Annotated in this window: 11 protein-coding genes; 9 read left to right on the top strand and 2 right to left on the bottom strand. The window is 36.6% G+C overall.

Annotated features, from left to right (window positions below; genetic code table 11):
• The first annotated feature begins 779 nt into the window (after window positions 1-779).
• Entirely contained in the window at window positions 780-4,373 is a 3,594-nt protein-coding gene (locus FMG_RS07030) for a hypothetical protein (protein WP_050716642.1), read from the top strand.
• Window positions 4,374-4,448: 75 nt separating this feature from the next.
• Window positions 4,449-12,182, top strand: a complete 7,734-nt coding sequence (locus FMG_RS07025) for an Ig-like domain-containing protein (protein ID WP_012290997.1) — start codon at window positions 4,449-4,451, stop codon at window positions 12,180-12,182.
• Between the two features lie 116 nt (window positions 12,183-12,298).
• On the opposite strand, the gene FMG_RS07020 is transcribed toward FMG_RS07025, so the two are convergent.
• Window positions 12,299-12,823, bottom strand: coding sequence for a DNA topology modulation protein (locus FMG_RS07020; protein ID WP_012290996.1), 525 nt, complete (start codon window positions 12,821-12,823; stop codon window positions 12,299-12,301).
• Window positions 12,824-12,967: 144 nt separating this feature from the next.
• On the opposite strand from FMG_RS07020, the gene FMG_RS07015 reads away from it, so the two are divergent.
• From FMG_RS07015 to FMG_RS06985, 7 genes are all read left to right on the top strand, one after another.
• Window positions 12,968-13,246 (top strand): DUF6290 family protein, encoded by a 279-nt coding sequence (locus FMG_RS07015; RefSeq protein ID WP_002841049.1) that lies wholly within the window; start codon window positions 12,968-12,970, stop codon window positions 13,244-13,246.
• Window positions 13,230-13,496: a type II toxin-antitoxin system RelE family toxin gene (locus FMG_RS07010; RefSeq protein WP_002840952.1), complete on the top strand. Its 267-nt coding sequence runs from the start codon at window positions 13,230-13,232 to the stop codon at window positions 13,494-13,496. Before FMG_RS07015 ends, FMG_RS07010 begins: the two co-directional genes overlap by 17 nt.
• A gap of 103 nt (window positions 13,497-13,599) precedes the next feature.
• Window positions 13,600-14,022, top strand: coding sequence for an SH3 domain-containing protein (locus tag FMG_RS07005; RefSeq protein WP_041250615.1), 423 nt, complete (start codon window positions 13,600-13,602; stop codon window positions 14,020-14,022).
• Window positions 14,023-14,802: a tyrosine-protein phosphatase gene (locus tag FMG_RS07000; RefSeq protein WP_012290994.1), complete on the top strand. Its 780-nt coding sequence runs from the start codon at window positions 14,023-14,025 to the stop codon at window positions 14,800-14,802.
• 1 nt (window position 14,803) lies between these two features.
• Complete coding sequence (locus FMG_RS06995; RefSeq protein WP_012290993.1) at window positions 14,804-15,442, top strand: YveK family protein; 639 nt, start codon at window positions 14,804-14,806, stop codon at window positions 15,440-15,442.
• Complete coding sequence (locus FMG_RS06990; RefSeq protein WP_002837573.1) at window positions 15,432-16,031, top strand: CpsD/CapB family tyrosine-protein kinase; 600 nt, start codon at window positions 15,432-15,434, stop codon at window positions 16,029-16,031. Before FMG_RS06995 ends, FMG_RS06990 begins: the two co-directional genes overlap by 11 nt.
• A 59-nt stretch (window positions 16,032-16,090) precedes the next feature.
• The gene (locus FMG_RS06985) at window positions 16,091-17,416 is read left to right on the top strand and encodes an aldehyde dehydrogenase family protein (protein WP_012290992.1); all 1,326 of its coding nucleotides are present in this window, start codon (window positions 16,091-16,093) and stop codon (window positions 17,414-17,416) included.
• Here the strand turns inward: FMG_RS06985 and FMG_RS09605 are convergent.
• Window positions 17,388-17,660: a DUF1294 domain-containing protein gene (locus FMG_RS09605; protein WP_012290991.1), complete on the bottom strand. Its 273-nt coding sequence runs from the start codon at window positions 17,658-17,660 to the stop codon at window positions 17,388-17,390. The two genes, FMG_RS06985 and FMG_RS09605, sit on opposite strands and share 29 nt — an antisense overlap.
• Between the last annotated feature and the right edge of the window lie 34 nt (window positions 17,661-17,694).

Here is a 17,694-nt window from a genome sequence, read left to right as displayed (position 1 = left end):
TCTAAATAAAATCTAGAACAAGAATAGATTGACTATTATTAGATAATTAATTACATAAAAATAAACCATCTATAATAAAAATTATCAAAATATGAACAAAAATGCGTTTTATTTCAATATATCAAATAAACTAAACAAAAAAATTATTTTATTAAACTGTGATGGACAAATTTCAAAAATAATACAAAATTTAAAATAATGTATATATACATAAAAATATAAATAAACAAATATTTGTACTCTTTATAAAATATCATTATTATTCAATATTAAAAACGTAGCTATTGATATAAAACATTGAAAAACAGCCAAAACAAGCAGATTGAAAATAATTTTCAAAAATCTACTTTTAGGGTTGAATTTTTATTTTTATGTGATAGAATATACGTATAAGTAGATTGGAATAGTATCCCCTCAGTAGAAGTTTTTATAATTTATAGGAAGGCTGGACGGCTTATTATTTCGACAATCTTATAATAGATTTCAATAAATATCGAAAACCATAATTTGAACAAGGCATCATTGAAAAAATTGATACTCGAGCTTATTCTAGTTTGAGATATTCATATCAAACTCGGTATTTATTTTAACAAAAGTGAATTAAGGAGGAGGAGGCAACAACTTACATTATTAGGTTTTTTCATTTTAATAAAATCAATCAAAAACATTAGAATGAAAATAACCATTAAAGCAACACTGTGAGCTTAAATCAGGAAACTAGCACTTGCAATAAAAAATATAGATTGTATAAGTGTATTTTCATAAAAAAAGGAGGAAATATGAAAATTAGTAATTTAAAGACTCGTTTAGTCAGTTTAGCATTAGCTATGTGCATGATTTTTTCAACCGCTACATTCATACCAGCGATTTCACATGCAGAAGTAGAGCCTGCTAACTGGGTAGACGATGTAAAAACAGCAAGGTACTGGCCAATACCTCACCAAGGTAAACTTGTTAAGGTTTCAAGTGCCGACCCACTAAAAAACCCATCAGTAGAATATGTAGGAACCTATACAAGACCTGATGGTAGAGAAGTTGTAAGATTATCATTTTCAGTTTATGCAGGAGTAACATCTGGAGTTTGGGAAAAGCTAATAATAAAACCTGATGCTGAGCTGGCAAACATGGTTGACTGGAGCCTATCTGGTATGGGTAAGGGAAGACCAGCTCAAGCAACTACTTTCCACGATACCTATAGACTGAATGAAGAATTTGTAGGATTTGAGAAACTTTCTGATGCCCAATCAGGTTCAGGAAATACGTATGCCATGGACATGACAGAAAAAGGAACACAAGCAGTAAAGACAGTAGCTATTGGACCATGGGGACAAGAATCACCAATTGATCTTGTTTTAAAGGAAGGTCAATCTGTAAGAACTCTTAAAAACAACCCTCTAATCCAAGCAAGGCTTATGGACCAAAAGTATGAGAGAATCTACTCTACTACAACAGCAGAAGCAAAAGAAGTACCATACTCATCCTATACCTTATCGACTTTCATTCCAGGAAGGGTAAACCTAGGAGAAGGTACACTTATGACAGACGTGGTTCGTAACTACGAAAACATCTTTAAGTCAGCTTCAGCCACTATGCGCTACAACGAAGAAGAAGGCTATATCGATGTTTACTCAAAGAGAACCCACGGTACAATCGGAGCCTTTGCCGACGGTGGTGGATCTTTTCTTGCTATTGACGGTAGTGGCCGAGGCTACTATGGCTTTAGACAATCTTTTGACGCAAGCTTTAAGGAAATCTTAAAACCACAAGGTGAGTCCAAGGTAGTTGCACAAGTTTTTGTTGCAAATCCAGATGACACAATTACCTATCCGGATGCAACAGGTAAAACTGCAAAAGCTGATAGCAGATTAGACATTAGCCAAGATGGTATCAAGGTAAAAAATGGAATAGGCTATATCCAAGTAGCTGATAATAAATGGCCAACAAACTATAAGCTCGATACATCTGCAACAACAACTAATCCTAACAAGACATTCTTACCAAGTGGTGCTGAGCTTACAGGATATGGATACTCTACAGTTGTTAGATACTTTGTAGATAAAGACAAACTAAAAGAGAAGTTTGGAGATTCAGACATTGTCGCATACGAATTCTTCTCAACTTTACTTGCTTCTAACGAAACAGGAGTTGAAGAATTTAAGGCACCAGAAAGAGATGAAGATATCGACCTTAAACGTGGGGACAAAATTACCCTAAGATTTGACGGTAGACGTGACCTAGTCACATTAGGTACTTTCGATACACAAGGTTCTTATATCCAAATCGGTGATGACCAATTTGCCATAGATATCCGTACAACAGCCGATAAGGCTACGTATACTGGTGGCGGAATAATTTCGCGTGATAATTACATGCGTGAGATGGAAGTGACTGTACCTTTTGATATCAAGATCAAAAAAGACACACCAGTAACTGTATATTCAAGAAAGACAAAATTACAAAAAGTTTCTCCAGGCATGACAGTAACATTTAATTACTCTGCCAAAGACGATTCAGGAAACACTGTTAAAAAGGATAAGACATACAGGTTTGAAAGACCACTTGTAGATGGCTACACTAGAAATGAAAAAGGGGAAATCTTTAAAGACGGTACAAAGATAAACGAACCTCAAGATAATCTATTTATCGATAACCACAATGCACTTGTTAGACCAAAACAAGCAACACATGCCGGCGGTATCCTAACAAGAACAGCAGACGCACCGGATATCGACGAGCTATTTACAGACTCTAAAAACCTAACTGGTCGTTCAAAATACGACAGGGTATATGTATATCCTTACGATGCTGACAAGCAAAAAGTAGAAACAGCTAAGAGACTAGGAACTATCGAGGCATCTGATAAAAAGATTCCTATGAATGTAAACGGTGACGATGTCCAAGGTTACGAATGGACTTCAGGAACTAATGATGCTGACCACAAGATAGATCCAAAAAACTGGGCAAAGAAAGACATGCCTATCTACTTCACTAACCAAGATGTTCTAGCAAACTCTCTTGAAAGTGAAGTACCGGTAGTAGAACAAGTCCAAGCTAAGGTAAACTTTGACCTAAACGGTGGTACCCTACCACTAGAAGTTAAATCTTACCAAGGTATCGATGAAAAACAATTACCGGGTACTGAATTTGCCTATGTAGTTAAGAGATCTCAAGAAACAGAAAATGTAACAAGAATTGCACCAATGAACGAAAAGTTCGCAAACCAAGAAGGATATACTCCAAATGGTTTTGAAGGAAATGGTGCAACATACAAAGACCATAATGGTAAAGATCTTGCAGGAGACGCTCTAGAACTAAGAAAGTTCATAAAAGAAGAACCTACAAAGGCAGAAACACAATTCCTAGGCTGGACAACTAAGAAACTAGAAGGCAAACCAGAGGATGTTAAAAAAGCTTTTGATAAACTAGAAGAAGCAACAACAGCTGACCAAGTAAATGGTGACACAAACGTTAAGTTTACAGCAAAATCACCAATTACTAAGGCAACAACAGTTTATGCAGCTTATGGTTCTAAAGAATCAGCAGTCTACAACCCAGAACAAAAATATGACGAAAAGAATGACAAGCAATATATAGAAGCAATACCAGCAGACGAAAATAAAAAAGCTGGAGAGGGTGCGACTTATAAACTTGTTAAGAAAACTGGCGAAGACGCAGAAGGAAACCCAGTTTACGAAGAATTAAACGTACCAGTAACTACTGATGGTGGTAAAAAAATCTTTGATATAACAGGTGATGATTCACCAGTAAAACATGGTGACGAAATATACATCAAGACAGAAGAAAAAGGAAAACCAGCTTCTTACTCAAAAACACCAGTTGTAGTTGATAAAAAAGGTCCAGAGATTAAAACTGAAGAAAATTCTGTAGTGCAAGATGCTTATGGTTACCAAGCTAAAATTGCAGCTAACGCAGAAGATGCAGCAGGTATCCTAAGAATCTATGTCGATGACGATAAGGATAAAGGATATATTGGTTCAGATAAAAAAGTAACAAAAGCAAAATTAGAAGCACAACTAGTTAAACAAAGAAACAAAGAAAAAAACTATAAAATAACAGCAGTTGACAAGTTAGGTAATAAGACAATCATAGAAAAAGTTTTACAAACTAAACAAGAAGATGTTGACCTACAAGTTGATGACTCTTATGACGGAGATGATTTCCTAGAAATCCTTTCAGAAAAAGGAGCAACAATAGAAATCAAAGTTAATGGAAAAGTAGTAAAGACTGTTACAGCTACAGGAAACTATGATGAAATAATCCTAAATAATGAGCTTAAATCTGGTCAAAAAATAGAAGTGACTGCTAAATTAAATGGCAAATCAACTAAAACAATAACAATAACAGTTAGATAAGAAGTTGTTAACTTTAGAGGAGAGTGGCTCTCCTCTAAAGTTAGTAGATTTTAAAATAATCTAAAAGGAGGAAGAATGAATAAAAAAATCCAAATATTAAAGTTTATTGAGCAAAAAAGGCAAAAAGGCTCATTAAGAAAACCTAAATATGGTACGAGAAAATTAACTATTGGATTAGTTTCTTGTATGCTTGGTTTTATCGTATTAGTATCACCAGCGCAATCTCAAGCAGCAGAGGCAAACACTAAGATAGAAGCATCAGAAGATGAACTTGCGAAAAAACCTGAGAAAGAAAATAAAGAAGAATTAGACAATCAAGACAAAAAAGCTGATGAAGAAGCAAAAAAAGAAGCAAAAAAACTTGAAGCGGCTAAAGCAGACGCAAAGTCTAAAATTTCTATTGCCTATAAAAAAGCAGAAAAGCCAGAAAAAACACTTGAAGATTATATGAAGGCAATAGATGATGCTAATAGCGAAGATGCTATACAAGCGATAGTATCTGAAGTAGAAGCTCTTGAACCAAAATCTGAAAAAAAGAATGTAGATGAAAAACAAGACTCTACAGAAACTCCAATAGATAAAAATGCAAAAGAAGAAGATGAAAGCAAATCATCAGAAGTCAAAACAGAAGGAACAGAACTTGAAATAGATAAAAAAGAACCAACAGATCCAGTTGCCAATCCAGAAGGAAGTCAACCTACAGATGACCCAAACGCAGAAAAACCAGGTGATGTGGATGCAGAATTTAATAAAACTCAAATAAAGGCTACTATCAAGAAAAATGGTTTAAATGGACAAGCATTTAACTTTGAAAAAGTATTTGATAGTGAAACTGTTGAGGTTGAATTAGTTAATAAAGAAACTGGCAAGGTCGTAGGTACAAAGACTATCAACTCCAGCACTGATGAAATTGTCTTTGATGGTACTTATGATATGGACGATGTCAAGAATAATAAGTATCAGATCAGACTCAAAGGTAAAGATACAGGTCTTTATCATGGTAACTCTGAATCTATAGTTCAAGGTACAGGTGAAAATGGTTGGAGTGCTGGTAATTTTGAAATATTCCAATCAAGAAATAAGAATGTAGTTGTAGAAACAACAGACGATGATACCAAAAATCCTACAAACAATCCAAGCACTGAAAAAACTGAAGGTAAGCTTAAGCTTCAGCCAAAAGAAGGTGAACTAAGAGGTAACAAGCCAATAGACATCCCTGAGACTAGTGATCCAACAGAAATAGGTCCAAGAGAAAGAAGAAGTAATAAAGATGTCTATGATAAAGGCTTCGATATAGAAGTAGAAGGCACACAAGAAGGATACCTTGTAGACAAGAAAAACAACGAAGTCTATAAGCCTAAAGTAACAGTAGATGAAAACGGAATTGACCCAAGCAAGGTAGAATTCACCAAAAAACCTCTAGTAAGTAGTGATGATAAACACGCAAATGACGAAGATCGTGTAAAGGTAGAATTTGATGCTGGTAAATACGGAAAAATAGAAGCAGGCAAGACCTACTACATTATCAAAAATGTAGAAGGAGATGCTAGCCACGTAGTTCCACCAACAGTTACTCCAAACAAAGGCTGGACACACGAAGGCTGGGATGGTCCAATCCAAAATAAATACACCGAAAACACTAAACACACGGCAACATATAAAGCTATCCCAGCAGAAGGTAAAGATATAACAACAAATATCAACGAAATGCCTTCAGCAGAAAGTGGAATAAAAAATAAAGATGACTTGCCAGAAGGTACAGAGTATGAATGGAAACAAAAACCAGATGTAAGCAAAAAAGGACAATCATCTGGAATAATAACTGTAAAATATCCAGACGGAACTAGTATGGATGTGACAGTGAATGTTACAGTCAATGACAACATACCTCCAACAATCACAGCAGAAGATTTTACTGCAGTAGAAGGTAAAGAAATCACACCAGTACCAGTAACAACTGATGATGAAAATGCAAAAGTAAAAGTAGAAAATCTACCAGAAGGCTTAACATACAATCCAGAAACAAAACAAATTGAAGGAACAGTACCAAAAGCAGAAGACTGGGGAGACAAAGAAGAAAAAACTGTAAAAGCAACAGTAAAAGCAGTTGATGAATCAGGCAACGAATCAACAAAAGACATCACAGTTACAGTTCAAAGAGACACAGACGGTGACGGCATCCCAGACGTTGACGATGACGACGATGATAATGACGGCATCAAAGACGAAGATGATAAAAATCCAAAAGTAGCCGACAAACTAACATTAGAAGCAACACCAAAAACTCAAACTGTGATAGAAGGCCAAGACATCAAAGATATTACAGCAAAAGTTAACAAAGACGGCGCAGTAATCACAAACGATCAAGGTCTAACTGTAGAAGGCAATACCCTAAAAGGTAAAGCACCAACAGTCGAATGGAAAGACGATAAACACGAAACTGAAGATGTAACAGTAACAATCACAGCAACCAAAGGTGAAGGTGAAAAAGCTGAAACAATTACAGAGACAGTAACAATTACAGTTCAAAGAGACACAGACGGTGACGGCATCCCAGACGTTGACGATGACGACGATGATAATGACGGCATCAAAGACGAAGATGATAAAAATCCAAAAGTAGCCGACAAACTAACATTAGAAGCAACACCAAAAACTCAAACTGTGATAGAAGGCCAAGACATCAAAGATATTACAGCAAAAGTTAACAAAGACGGCGCAGTAATCACAAACGATCAAGGTCTAACTGTAGAAGGCAATACCCTAAAAGGTAAAGCACCAACAGTCGAATGGAAAGACGATAAACACGAAACTGAAGATGTAACAGTAACAATCACAGCAACCAAAGGTGAAGGTGAAAAAGCTGAAACAATTACAGAGACAGTAACAATTACAGTTCAAAGAGACACAGACGGTGACGGCATCCCAGACGTTGACGATGACGACGATGATAATGACGGCATCAAAGACGAAGATGATAAAAATCCAAAAGTAGCCGACAAACTAACATTAGAAGCAACACCAAAAACTCAAACTGTGATAGAAGGCCAAGACATCAAAGATATTACAGCAAAAGTTAACAAAGACGGTGCAGTAATCACAAATGACCAAGGTCTAACTGTAGAAGGCAATACCCTAAAAGGTAAAGCACCAACAGTCGAATGGAAAGACGATAAACACGAAACTGAAGATGTAACAGTAACAATCACAGCAACCAAAGGTGAAGGTGAAAAAGCTGAAACAATTACAGAGACAGTAACAATTACAGTTCAAAGAGACACAGACGGTGACGGCATCCCAGACGTTGACGATGACGACGATGATAATGACGGCATCAAAGACGAAGATGATAAAAATCCAAAAGTAGCCGACAAACTAACATTAGAAGCAACACCAAAAACTCAAACTGTGATAGAAGGCCAAGACATCAAAGATATTACAGCAAAAGTTAACAAAGACGGCGCAGTAATCACAAACGATCAAGGTCTAACTGTAGAAGGCAATACCCTAAAAGGTAAAGCACCAACAGTCGAATGGAAAGACGATAAACACGAAACTGAAGATGTAACAGTAACAATCACAGCAACCAAAGGTGAAGGTGAAAAAGCTGAAACAATTACAGAGACAGTAACAATTACAGTTCAAAGAGACACAGACGGTGACGGCATCCCAGACGTTGACGATGACGACGATGATAATGACGGCATCAAAGACGAAGATGATAAAAATCCAAAAGTAGCCGACAAACTAACATTAGAAGCAACACCAAAAACTCAAACTGTGATAGAAGGCCAAGACATCAAAGATATTACAGCAAAAGTTAACAAAGACGGTGCAGTAATCACAAATGACCAAGGTCTAACTGTAGAAGGCAATACCCTAAAAGGTAAAGCACCAACAGTCGAATGGAAAGACGATAAACACGAAACTGAAGATGTAACAGTAACAATCACAGCAACCAAAGGTGAAGGTGAAAAAGCTGAAACAATTACAGAGACAGTAACAATTACAGTTCAAAGAGACACAGACGGTGACGGCATCCCAGACGTTGACGATGACGACGATGATAATGACGGCATCAAAGACGAAGATGATAAAAATCCAAAAGTAGCCGACAAACTAACATTAGAAGCAACACCAAAAACTCAAACTGTGATAGAAGGCCAAGACATCAAAGATATTACAGCAAAAGTTAACAAAGACGGCGCAGTAATCACAAACGATCAAGGTCTAACTGTAGAAGGCAATACCCTAAAAGGTAAAGCACCAACAGTCGAATGGAAAGACGATAAACACGAAACTGAAGATGTAACAGTAACAATCACAGCAACCAAAGGTGAAGGTGAAAAAGCTGAAACAATTACAGAGACAGTAACAATTACAGTTCAAAGAGACACAGACGGTGACGGCATCCCAGACGTTGACGATGACGACGATGATAATGACGGCATCAAAGACGAAGATGATAAAAATCCAAAAGTAGCCGACAAACTAACATTAGAAGCAACACCAAAAACTCAAACTGTGATAGAAGGCCAAGACATCAAAGATATTACAGCAAAAGTTAACAAAGACGGCGCAGTAATCACAAACGATCAAGGTCTAACTGTAGAAGGCAATACCCTAAAAGGTAAAGCACCAACAGTCGAATGGAAAGACGATAAACACGAAACTGAAGATGTAACAGTAACAATCACAGCAACCAAAGGTGAAGGTGAAAAAGCTGAAACAATTACAGAGACAGTAACAATTACAGTTCAAAGAGACACAGACGGTGACGGCATCCCAGACGTTGACGATGACGACGATGATAATGACGGCATCAAAGACGAAGATGATAAAAATCCAAAAGTAGCCGACAAACTAACATTAGAAGCAACACCAAAAACTCAAACTGTGATAGAAGGCCAAGACATCAAAGATATTACAGCAAAAGTTAACAAAGACGGTGCAGTAATCACAAATGACCAAGGTCTAACTGTAGAAGGCAATACCCTAAAAGGTAAAGCACCAACAGTCGAATGGAAAGACGATAAACACGAAACTGAAGATGTAACAGTAACAATCACAGCAACCAAAGGTGAAGGTGAAAAAGCTGAAACAATTACAGAGACAGTAACAATTACAGTTCAAAGAGACACAGACGGTGACGGCATCCCAGACGTTGACGATGACGACGATGATAATGACGGCATCAAAGACGAAGATGATAAAAATCCAAAAGTAGCCGACAAACTAACATTAGAAGCAACACCAAAAACTCAAACTGTGATAGAAGGCCAAGACATCAAAGATATTACAGCAAAAGTTAACAAAGACGGTGCAGTAATCACAAACGATCAAGGTCTAACTGTAGAAGGCAATACCCTAAAAGGTAAAGCACCAACAGTCGAATGGAAAGACGATAAACACGAAACTGAAGATGTAACAGTAACAATCACAGCAACCAAAGGTGAAGGTGAAAAAGCTGAAACAATTACAGAGACAGTAACAATTACAGTTCAAAGAGACACAGACGGTGACGGCATCCCAGACGTTGACGATGACGACGATGATAATGACGGCATCAAAGACGAAGATGATAAAAATCCAAAAGTAGCCGACAAACTAACATTAGAAGCAACACCAAAAACTCAAACTGTGATAGAAGGCCAAGACATCAAAGATATTACAGCAAAAGTTAACAAAGACGGTGCAGTAATCACAAACGATCAAGGTCTAACTGTAGAAGGCAATACCCTAAAAGGTAAAGCACCAACAGTCGAATGGAAAGACGATAAACACGAAACTGAAGATGTAACAGTAACAATCACAGCAACCAAAGGTGAAGGTGAAAAAGCTGAAACAATTACAGAGACAGTAACAATTACAGTTCAAAGAGACACAGACGGTGACGGCATCCCAGACGTTGACGATGACGACGATGATAATGACGGCATCAAAGACGAAGATGATAAAAATCCAAAAGTAGCTGATTCTAAAACACCAGAAGTAGATCAACCAACTGAAGGTGACGACAAGATAACAGGTAAAGGTGAGCCAGGATCTAAGATAGTAGTTACAGATGATAAAGGTAACAAGATAGGTGAAACCGAAGTCAATGAAAAAGGCGAATGGGAAGTAGAAGTACCATCAGATAAGCCATTAAAAGAAAATGACAAAATAACTGTTGAACAAACTGAAAAAGATAAAAAACCAAGTACAACAGATACAACAGTAAAAGGCAAAGATCAATCAGAAGCACCAAAAGTCAACCAACCAACTGAAGGTGATGATAAGATTACCGGAACTGGAAAACCAGGCGCTAAGATAGTAGTTAAAGATAAAGATGGAAATATTATCGGCGAAACTACTGTAGGCGAAGATGGAAAATGGGAAGTAAAAGTACCAAAAGACAAGCCATTAAATGAAGGTGACAAGATAACTGTTGAACAAACTGAAAAAGGTAAAAAACCAAATACTGCAGAAACAACAGTGAAAGGCAAAGATCAATCAGAAGCACCAAAAGTTAACCAACCAACAGAAGGTGACGATAAGATTACCGGAACTGGAAAACCAGGATCTAAGATAGTAGTTACAGATGATAAAGGTAACAAGATAGGAGAAACCGAAGTCAATGAAAAAGGCGAATGGGAAGTAAAAGTACCAAAAGACAAGCCATTAAATGAAGGTGACAAGATAACTGTTGAACAAACTGAAAAAGGTAAAAAACCAAATACTGCAGAAACAACAGTGAAAGGCAAAGATCAATCAGAAGCACCAAAAGTTAACCAACCAACAGAAGGTGACGATAAGATTACCGGAACTGGAAAACCAGGATCTAAGATAGTAGTTACAGATGATAAAGGTAACAAGATAGGAGAAACCGAAGTCAATGAAAAAGGCGAATGGGAAGTAGAAGTACCATCAGATAAGCCATTAAATGAAGGTGACAAAATAACTGTTGAACAAACAGAAAAAGGCAAAAAACCAAGTACAACAGATACAACAGTAAAAGGTAAAGATCAATCAGAAGCACCAAAAGTCAACCAACCAACTGAAGGTGATGATAAGATTACCGGAACTGGAAAACCAGGATCTAAGATAGTAGTTACAGATGATAAAGGTAACAAGATAGGTGAAACCGAAGTCAATGAAAAAGGCGAATGGGAAGTAGAAGTACCATCAGATAAGCCATTAAAAGAAAATGACAAAATAACTGTTGAACAAACTGAAAAAGGTAAAAAACCAAATACTGCAGAAACAACAGTAAAAGGTAAAGATGACAACGGTTCTGAAACAACTCCAGGGGGAACAACAGATCCAACAAATCCAACAACACCTGGTGATGACAATAAACCTGAAGACGATCAAAAACCTGGTGATGATAATAAACCTGGCGATGATCAAAAACCTGGTGATGACAATAAACCATCAGACAAGACTATCGCTGATAAGGTAGACCCAACTATACCAGAAAAAACTGGAGTAAAAGATCCTAAGAACTTAACTGACAAAGAAAAAGAAGAAGTTAAGAAGAAGATTGAAGATGCTAACAAGGATAAATTCCCAGAAGGAACTAAGGTTGAAATTGGAAAAGATGGTACAGCTACTATCACTTATCCAGATGGATCAAAGGATACTATCAAAGGTAGTGATTTAGTTGAAAAGATTTCTGATGCACCAACTAGACCTTCTAGACAAGACAAACCATCTAAAAAGTTACCAAAAGCAGGTATTGAATCAGAAGCTATGATGATGGCTGCTGCAGCTCTATCTACTTTGGGTGGATTGTATGTTTCAAAGAAGAAGAAAGAAGATGAAGAATAAATTATAGATTTTAATTCTGTAGTTTATTGAACTGAAAATACCCGATCATATGATCGGGTATTTTTGTGTGCAAAAATATTTGATTCTCAGAAAAAACCAAACAAAAAAAGAGCCTATTACAGGCTCACGTTGCTTCGTTGAAGGTATTTTTTAAATTTTGTGAGTTCTTCTTGGTTGTTGATTTGAATCCATTTGTGTGAGTAGTGTTTTTTCATATTTGCGTAGTTTTCTCGTTTCTTTTTGCTACGGCTATCTATTAGTATCCACTTGATGAATTCAAAGTCTAATTTTTCGGGACAATTTTCTGCCATGCTTTCTCTGGTTTTGCCATGGTATTTGATGTAGCGTTTGATGGCTCTTGCAAGGCAATTGAATCTGTTGAAGTTGAGGAACACTATGATGTCAGATAGAGCGAGTCTTTCTGTTTTCTTGAGTTTGTCGTAGTTTCCATCTATTACCCAATCGTCTTGTTTCATAAAATTTTCTACTATGTTAATTGCTTCGTCAAGGTCACGCTCTTGCCAGTTTTCTGTTATGTTTACTTGGTCAAGGTGAAGCAATGGCAAATCGTATGTTTGTGATATGTCTTGTGCTAGTGTGGATTTTCCTGATGCAGAATATCCTATTATTGAAATTTTCAAAGTTTTCTCCTTATATTAATATGTTCATCTTCTATTATTATATATAATAATGAAGGTGTTGTCACGTTTGTTTGTTGACGAGAAAATCTGCAGGATGTATAATACACATATACACACTGTGAGTATTGAATGAAAGGAGTGTCTATGAATACTGTAAGAAAAAATATTACTCTGCCTGAAAATCAAAACGCAGTTATAGAAAGATTTGTCAGAAACAAGGGGATTTCTTTTTCTGAATTTTTGAGAATTGCTGCTATTGAAAAAATCGAAAGGGAAGAAAAAAAGGAATTGTTGGAATTTTTGCAAGAAAATTGCGAGTATGTAGCTGAGGATGAGCAAAAATATTTCGACAATTTGGGGATAGATTTTTCAGATACTTCTGATATGAAAGAGCTGGACGTTGACGATGTTATACAAGGTTAAGTACAGCAAGAGTGCAGAAAAGTTTATCAAAAAGAACAAGGAGTACGGTCTGAAATTTTACAAGGCTTTTAGGGATTTGTCTGAAGACAAGGAAAATTTCTTTCGATACGATATTAAGATTTTCCGTTGTAGCGAGAGGAATATTTTTAGGCTAAGAATTGGAAAGTACAGGGCGATTTTCAAGGTTGTGGAAGATGAGATTGTGATTTTTGTTTTTGATATTGATAGCAGAGGGGATATTTATAAATAGGCATTTGATGGTATAATGTATGTAGTGATTTTTTGCGGATTTTTATGTGCATAAAAGTCTTATTATATGTTAAAATAATAATTGTTAATTAGGAGATGATAGTATGAAGAGATTGATACCTATTGCGATTTTGGTTTTGGTATTGACGACGGGTTGCTTGAGAAAGCCGGAGCACTACGAATCGATGAGAAATATGGAAAGTACAGAATCTGTGGAAAATGAATCTACAGAACAAGCTAAGCCAGAAGATTCAAAACCAGAACAACCAGCAGAGAAGCCTTCTGAAGAAAACACTGATTCTAATAAACCAGAAGAATCTACTGAAAAGAAGACTATGAAGGTTACTGCGGATATTTTGAATTTGAGAAGTGAAGCTAGCACTAATTCTTCTATTGTTACTAAGTTAAAGAAGGATGATGAGCTTAAGGTTATCGAAGAAACTAAGGATGACAATGGTACTACTTGGGTTAAGGTTGATTTTAATGGTCAAGTAGGTTTTGTTTCTAAGGAATTTTTGGGTGAGTAAATGATTGATATTAATAGCAAGATAATGGCGGACATGAAGAATGGTTCGAGCAATATGGATCAGGCTGTTGCGACTGCAATTGAATATGCAAGACTTGGTTACAAGAAGGTTGTGAGTGCATCGGAGATTTCTACGAATGGTAGGGTTTTGACATCTGATGAAAAACAACTTCTTATCGACAGGATTAATGATGAGCTTGATTACCAAAAGATTGATTTTCAAGTGTTGTCTGGTAATTTGATGAGCTGTGATCCTAAGATGATGGAATATTTTCACAATGATTTGATTAGTTCGATTAATTATTCCAGATATATTTTGCTGGAGCTTCCAAGTACAACTGAATACAAGGATTTGAACAAGTTTATTTACGATATCCAAATCAAAGGATATGTTCCGATTATCGTTCATCCAGAAAGGTGCAAATACGTCCAAGAAAATCCAGATTATTTGATTTCGTTGAAGGAAAGAGATTGTTTGGTGCAATTGGATATGAGTTCTGTGGTTAAGCCCAAGTCTAGCAGGTTATACAAGACTGCTAAGGAGTTATTGGAAAGACAAATGGTGGATGTTGTGGCTACGGAAGTGGAAAATGCATACGAGTCAGAATATGTTAGAGATGGGATTAAGATTCTTCATAAGATTATAGATTCGGATTATTTTGATTTGATTATGAGACTTAATCCACAACTTATCATTGAAGATGAAAGAATAGACAGGATTCCTGTTTTGAACAAGAAGAGTGGCGGAGTTTTGTCGAGGATTTTTGGTAAGAGGAGATAAGATGAGAGATAACTTATTTGTAAGAACTTTGAGAAATAGATTTGTACCTATTGTTATGGTGGCGCTTTTGTTTGGTATCGCTATGATTTGCTACGATGTTATGTGGGTGAGACCTGTGTACAGCGTGGATTCAAAGGTTGTAGTGAGTGCGAAAAGCGGCAACACTTCTACTACTCAAATAGAAACTGTGAAGTCTTTGGTTAAATCAAGAACGGTATTGACTGAAGTGAAGCAAAATTTGAAGTTGAGATCAAATGTTGAAGATTTGGGAAAGAAAATCAGCGTTTCAGATGAAAATTCAAAGATTGTTGGTATAAATGTTGAAGATACTGTTATTCAACGTGCAAGAGATATTGCGGATGAATTGGCAGATATTACTGTGAAGAGTGATGCGGACGAATACACTGTTAAGGTGTTGGAATACTCTTCTGCACCACTTCAAGCTGTGTCTCCAAATCTGGTTATGAACACTTTGTTGGCGTATGCCGTAGGATTTTTTATTTCATTGATATCTTTTATGGTGAGGGAATCTCACGATGATGTTATGAGAGTGGACACAAATGTAGAGGATTTGGGAGTAAGTATTATTGGAGATATTCCTTATGTTGATGAAAGGGGTGCGATGATAGATGAAGGATAAGACTTTGTTTAATGAACAATACAAATACCTACGAACTAATGTGAAGTTCGCTGGAGATGGCATTAAATCTATCGTGGTTACTTCAGGATATTTCGGAGAAGGCAAGACTTCTGTGGCAGCAAACTTGGCGAAGAGCTTTGCTTTGTCCAATCACAAGGTTGTTATTGTGGATATGGATTTGAGAAGACCAAGTTTGAGGAATTTCTACGATATTGACACTGAAATTGGCGTTACCAATGTCGTTGTGAACAAGATGGATTTCAATCTTGCGATAAGCCATGACGAATCTATATGGGATTTGGATATTATTCACGCTGGAGCTATTCCTCCAAATGCGAACGAGCTTGTTTCGAGCGATTCTATGAAGAATTTCATTCGTATTTTGGAAGCTAATTACGATTATGTGATTATCGACACTCCACCAATCGAAGCTTATTCCGATGCGGTTGTGTTGTCAGCGATTTGCGATGCGACTTTGTTGGTGTACAAGGTTGGAGAAACAAAAAAGAGCGATATCGAAAAATCAATCGATTCAATTAGAAATGTCAACGGCAATTTGATAGGACTTGTACGTATTAATGAAAAGTAATTATAGGCTGACTGATTTTACGTGAATCAGTTGGCTTATTTTTTATAGAAAGGGAAATTATGATTGAAAAGTTACGAGAAAAATCCCAAACTGTGTTGTTAAAACCATCGATTAGGGTACTGTATCTGAGAAAACTACGAGATTCTGTAAAACATCACAGGGAAGAAATAATCTCTGCGTTGAAGGAAGATATCGGAAAAAGCGATTATGAGGGTTTCATGACAGAGTATGCAACTGTTATGCAGGAGTTGAATTTCTTCATTAACAATACTTTAAAACTTGCGAGAACAAAGAATGCTTCTTTTGATTTGCTGACTTTTCCAAACAAAACGGAAATCAGAAACAGAGCGTTCGGCGTGTGTTTGATTATTAGTCCGTGGAATTATCCTTTTAATTTGAGTATGATTCCTGTGATTGATGCGATTGCCGCTGGAAATAGCGTGTATTTGATGATGAGCAGAAAAAATCCAAGGATAAGGGAACTTATGAAAGAGGTTTTGAAGCCGGTGGAGGATATCGTTCATCTTGAAAATGACAGAAGCTATGATGAGGTGTTGGAAGAAAAGTTTGATTTTTACTTTTTCACTGGTAGCAAAAACAGAGGACAGGCTGTGTATAAGAAAGCGGCTGAGAATTTGAAGCCATGTGTCTTGGAATTGGGAGGAAAAAGTCCTTGTATCGTTGACAAGGATGTGGATTTGGAAGATGTTGCGAAGAAAATCTGTTGGGCGAAGTTCACAAACTCCGGACAAACTTGTGTGGCGGTAGACTATTTGGTGGTTGAAGAAAGCATCAAGGATAGGTTACTGCATTATATTTTGAAGGAAATTGACGAGAATTATTCCGATATTTCAGAGATGTCTAGGATAAAAACTAGGGCGAAATACGACGAGTTCAGAAAAATTATGATGGATAGAACGGATAGAATCGGTGGAAAATACCACGATGATGAGATGATTATTGAGCCATGTGTGTTCACTGATGTGACTTTTAATGATGAGATAATGAAAGACGAGATATTTGGGCCGTTGTTGCCGGTAATTTCATACACTGATATTGATGCTATGTTGATGCATATTAGAAGAATGGACAATCCGTTGGCTTTTTATGTGTTCACTAAGGATAAGAAATTGTGCGATTATATCACGAATTCTGTGGGATTTGGCGGAGGATGCATCAACGATTGTATGATGCACATTTCCAACAACAAGGCGCCATTCGGTGGATTTGGCAACAGCGGACTTGGTCATTATCACGGTAAATGGGGATTTGACACTTTTTCGCACAAACAATCAGTCTATGTTTCCAGAAAAATCGACAATCCATTTAGATTCAAACCATTTACGGACAAGAAGCTTAATTTAATGAAAAAATTCCTCGGCTGATTAGAACGTAAGCTGTTATATAGATGAGAGAGATTATAGGAATAGTGATTGTGAATTTCTTCTTGTATAGTTTGTGCTTGAAGATTACCATTGAGTTTAACGCTCCGATGAATCCGCCAATTATGCACAAGAATATCAGAACATTTTCAGCGATTCTGTATTTGTTGTGAACGGCTTTTCTTTTATCTATAAGAAAGGCTAGGAAAGTTATTAAATTTATTATTAAAAAATATATACTAAACATTACATCACCCAAAATTATTGTACCATAAGGAGAG

It is taken from the genome of Finegoldia magna ATCC 29328 (genome assembly GCF_000010185.1).
Lineage (GTDB): Bacteria > Bacillota > Clostridia > Tissierellales > Peptoniphilaceae > Finegoldia > Finegoldia magna_H.
Note: the sequence above shows the minus strand (reverse complement) of the source record. Positions and strands in the feature narration are given on the sequence as shown.

What these genes read in the sequence shown, in the direction of transcription:
- FMG_RS07030 (WP_050716642.1), top strand. Translation starts at nt 780, where the DNA reads ATGAAAATTAGTAATTTAAAGACTCGTTTAGTCAGTTTAGCATTAGCT.
- FMG_RS07025 (WP_012290997.1), top strand. Translation starts at nt 4,449, where the DNA reads ATGAATAAAAAAATCCAAATATTAAAGTTTATTGAGCAAAAAAGGCAA.
- FMG_RS06995 (WP_012290993.1), top strand. Translation starts at nt 14,804, where the DNA reads ATGAGAGATAACTTATTTGTAAGAACTTTGAGAAATAGATTTGTACCT.
- FMG_RS09605 (WP_012290991.1), bottom strand. Translation starts at nt 17,660, where the DNA reads ATGTTTAGTATATATTTTTTAATAATAAATTTAATAACTTTCCTAGCC.
- FMG_RS07015 (WP_002841049.1), top strand. Translation starts at nt 12,968, where the DNA reads ATGAATACTGTAAGAAAAAATATTACTCTGCCTGAAAATCAAAACGCA.
- FMG_RS06990 (WP_002837573.1), top strand. Translation starts at nt 15,432, where the DNA reads ATGAAGGATAAGACTTTGTTTAATGAACAATACAAATACCTACGAACT.
- FMG_RS06985 (WP_012290992.1), top strand. Translation starts at nt 16,091, where the DNA reads ATGATTGAAAAGTTACGAGAAAAATCCCAAACTGTGTTGTTAAAACCA.
- FMG_RS07005 (WP_041250615.1), top strand. Translation starts at nt 13,600, where the DNA reads ATGAAGAGATTGATACCTATTGCGATTTTGGTTTTGGTATTGACGACG.
- FMG_RS07010 (WP_002840952.1), top strand. Translation starts at nt 13,230, where the DNA reads ATGTTATACAAGGTTAAGTACAGCAAGAGTGCAGAAAAGTTTATCAAA.
- FMG_RS07000 (WP_012290994.1), top strand. Translation starts at nt 14,023, where the DNA reads ATGATTGATATTAATAGCAAGATAATGGCGGACATGAAGAATGGTTCG.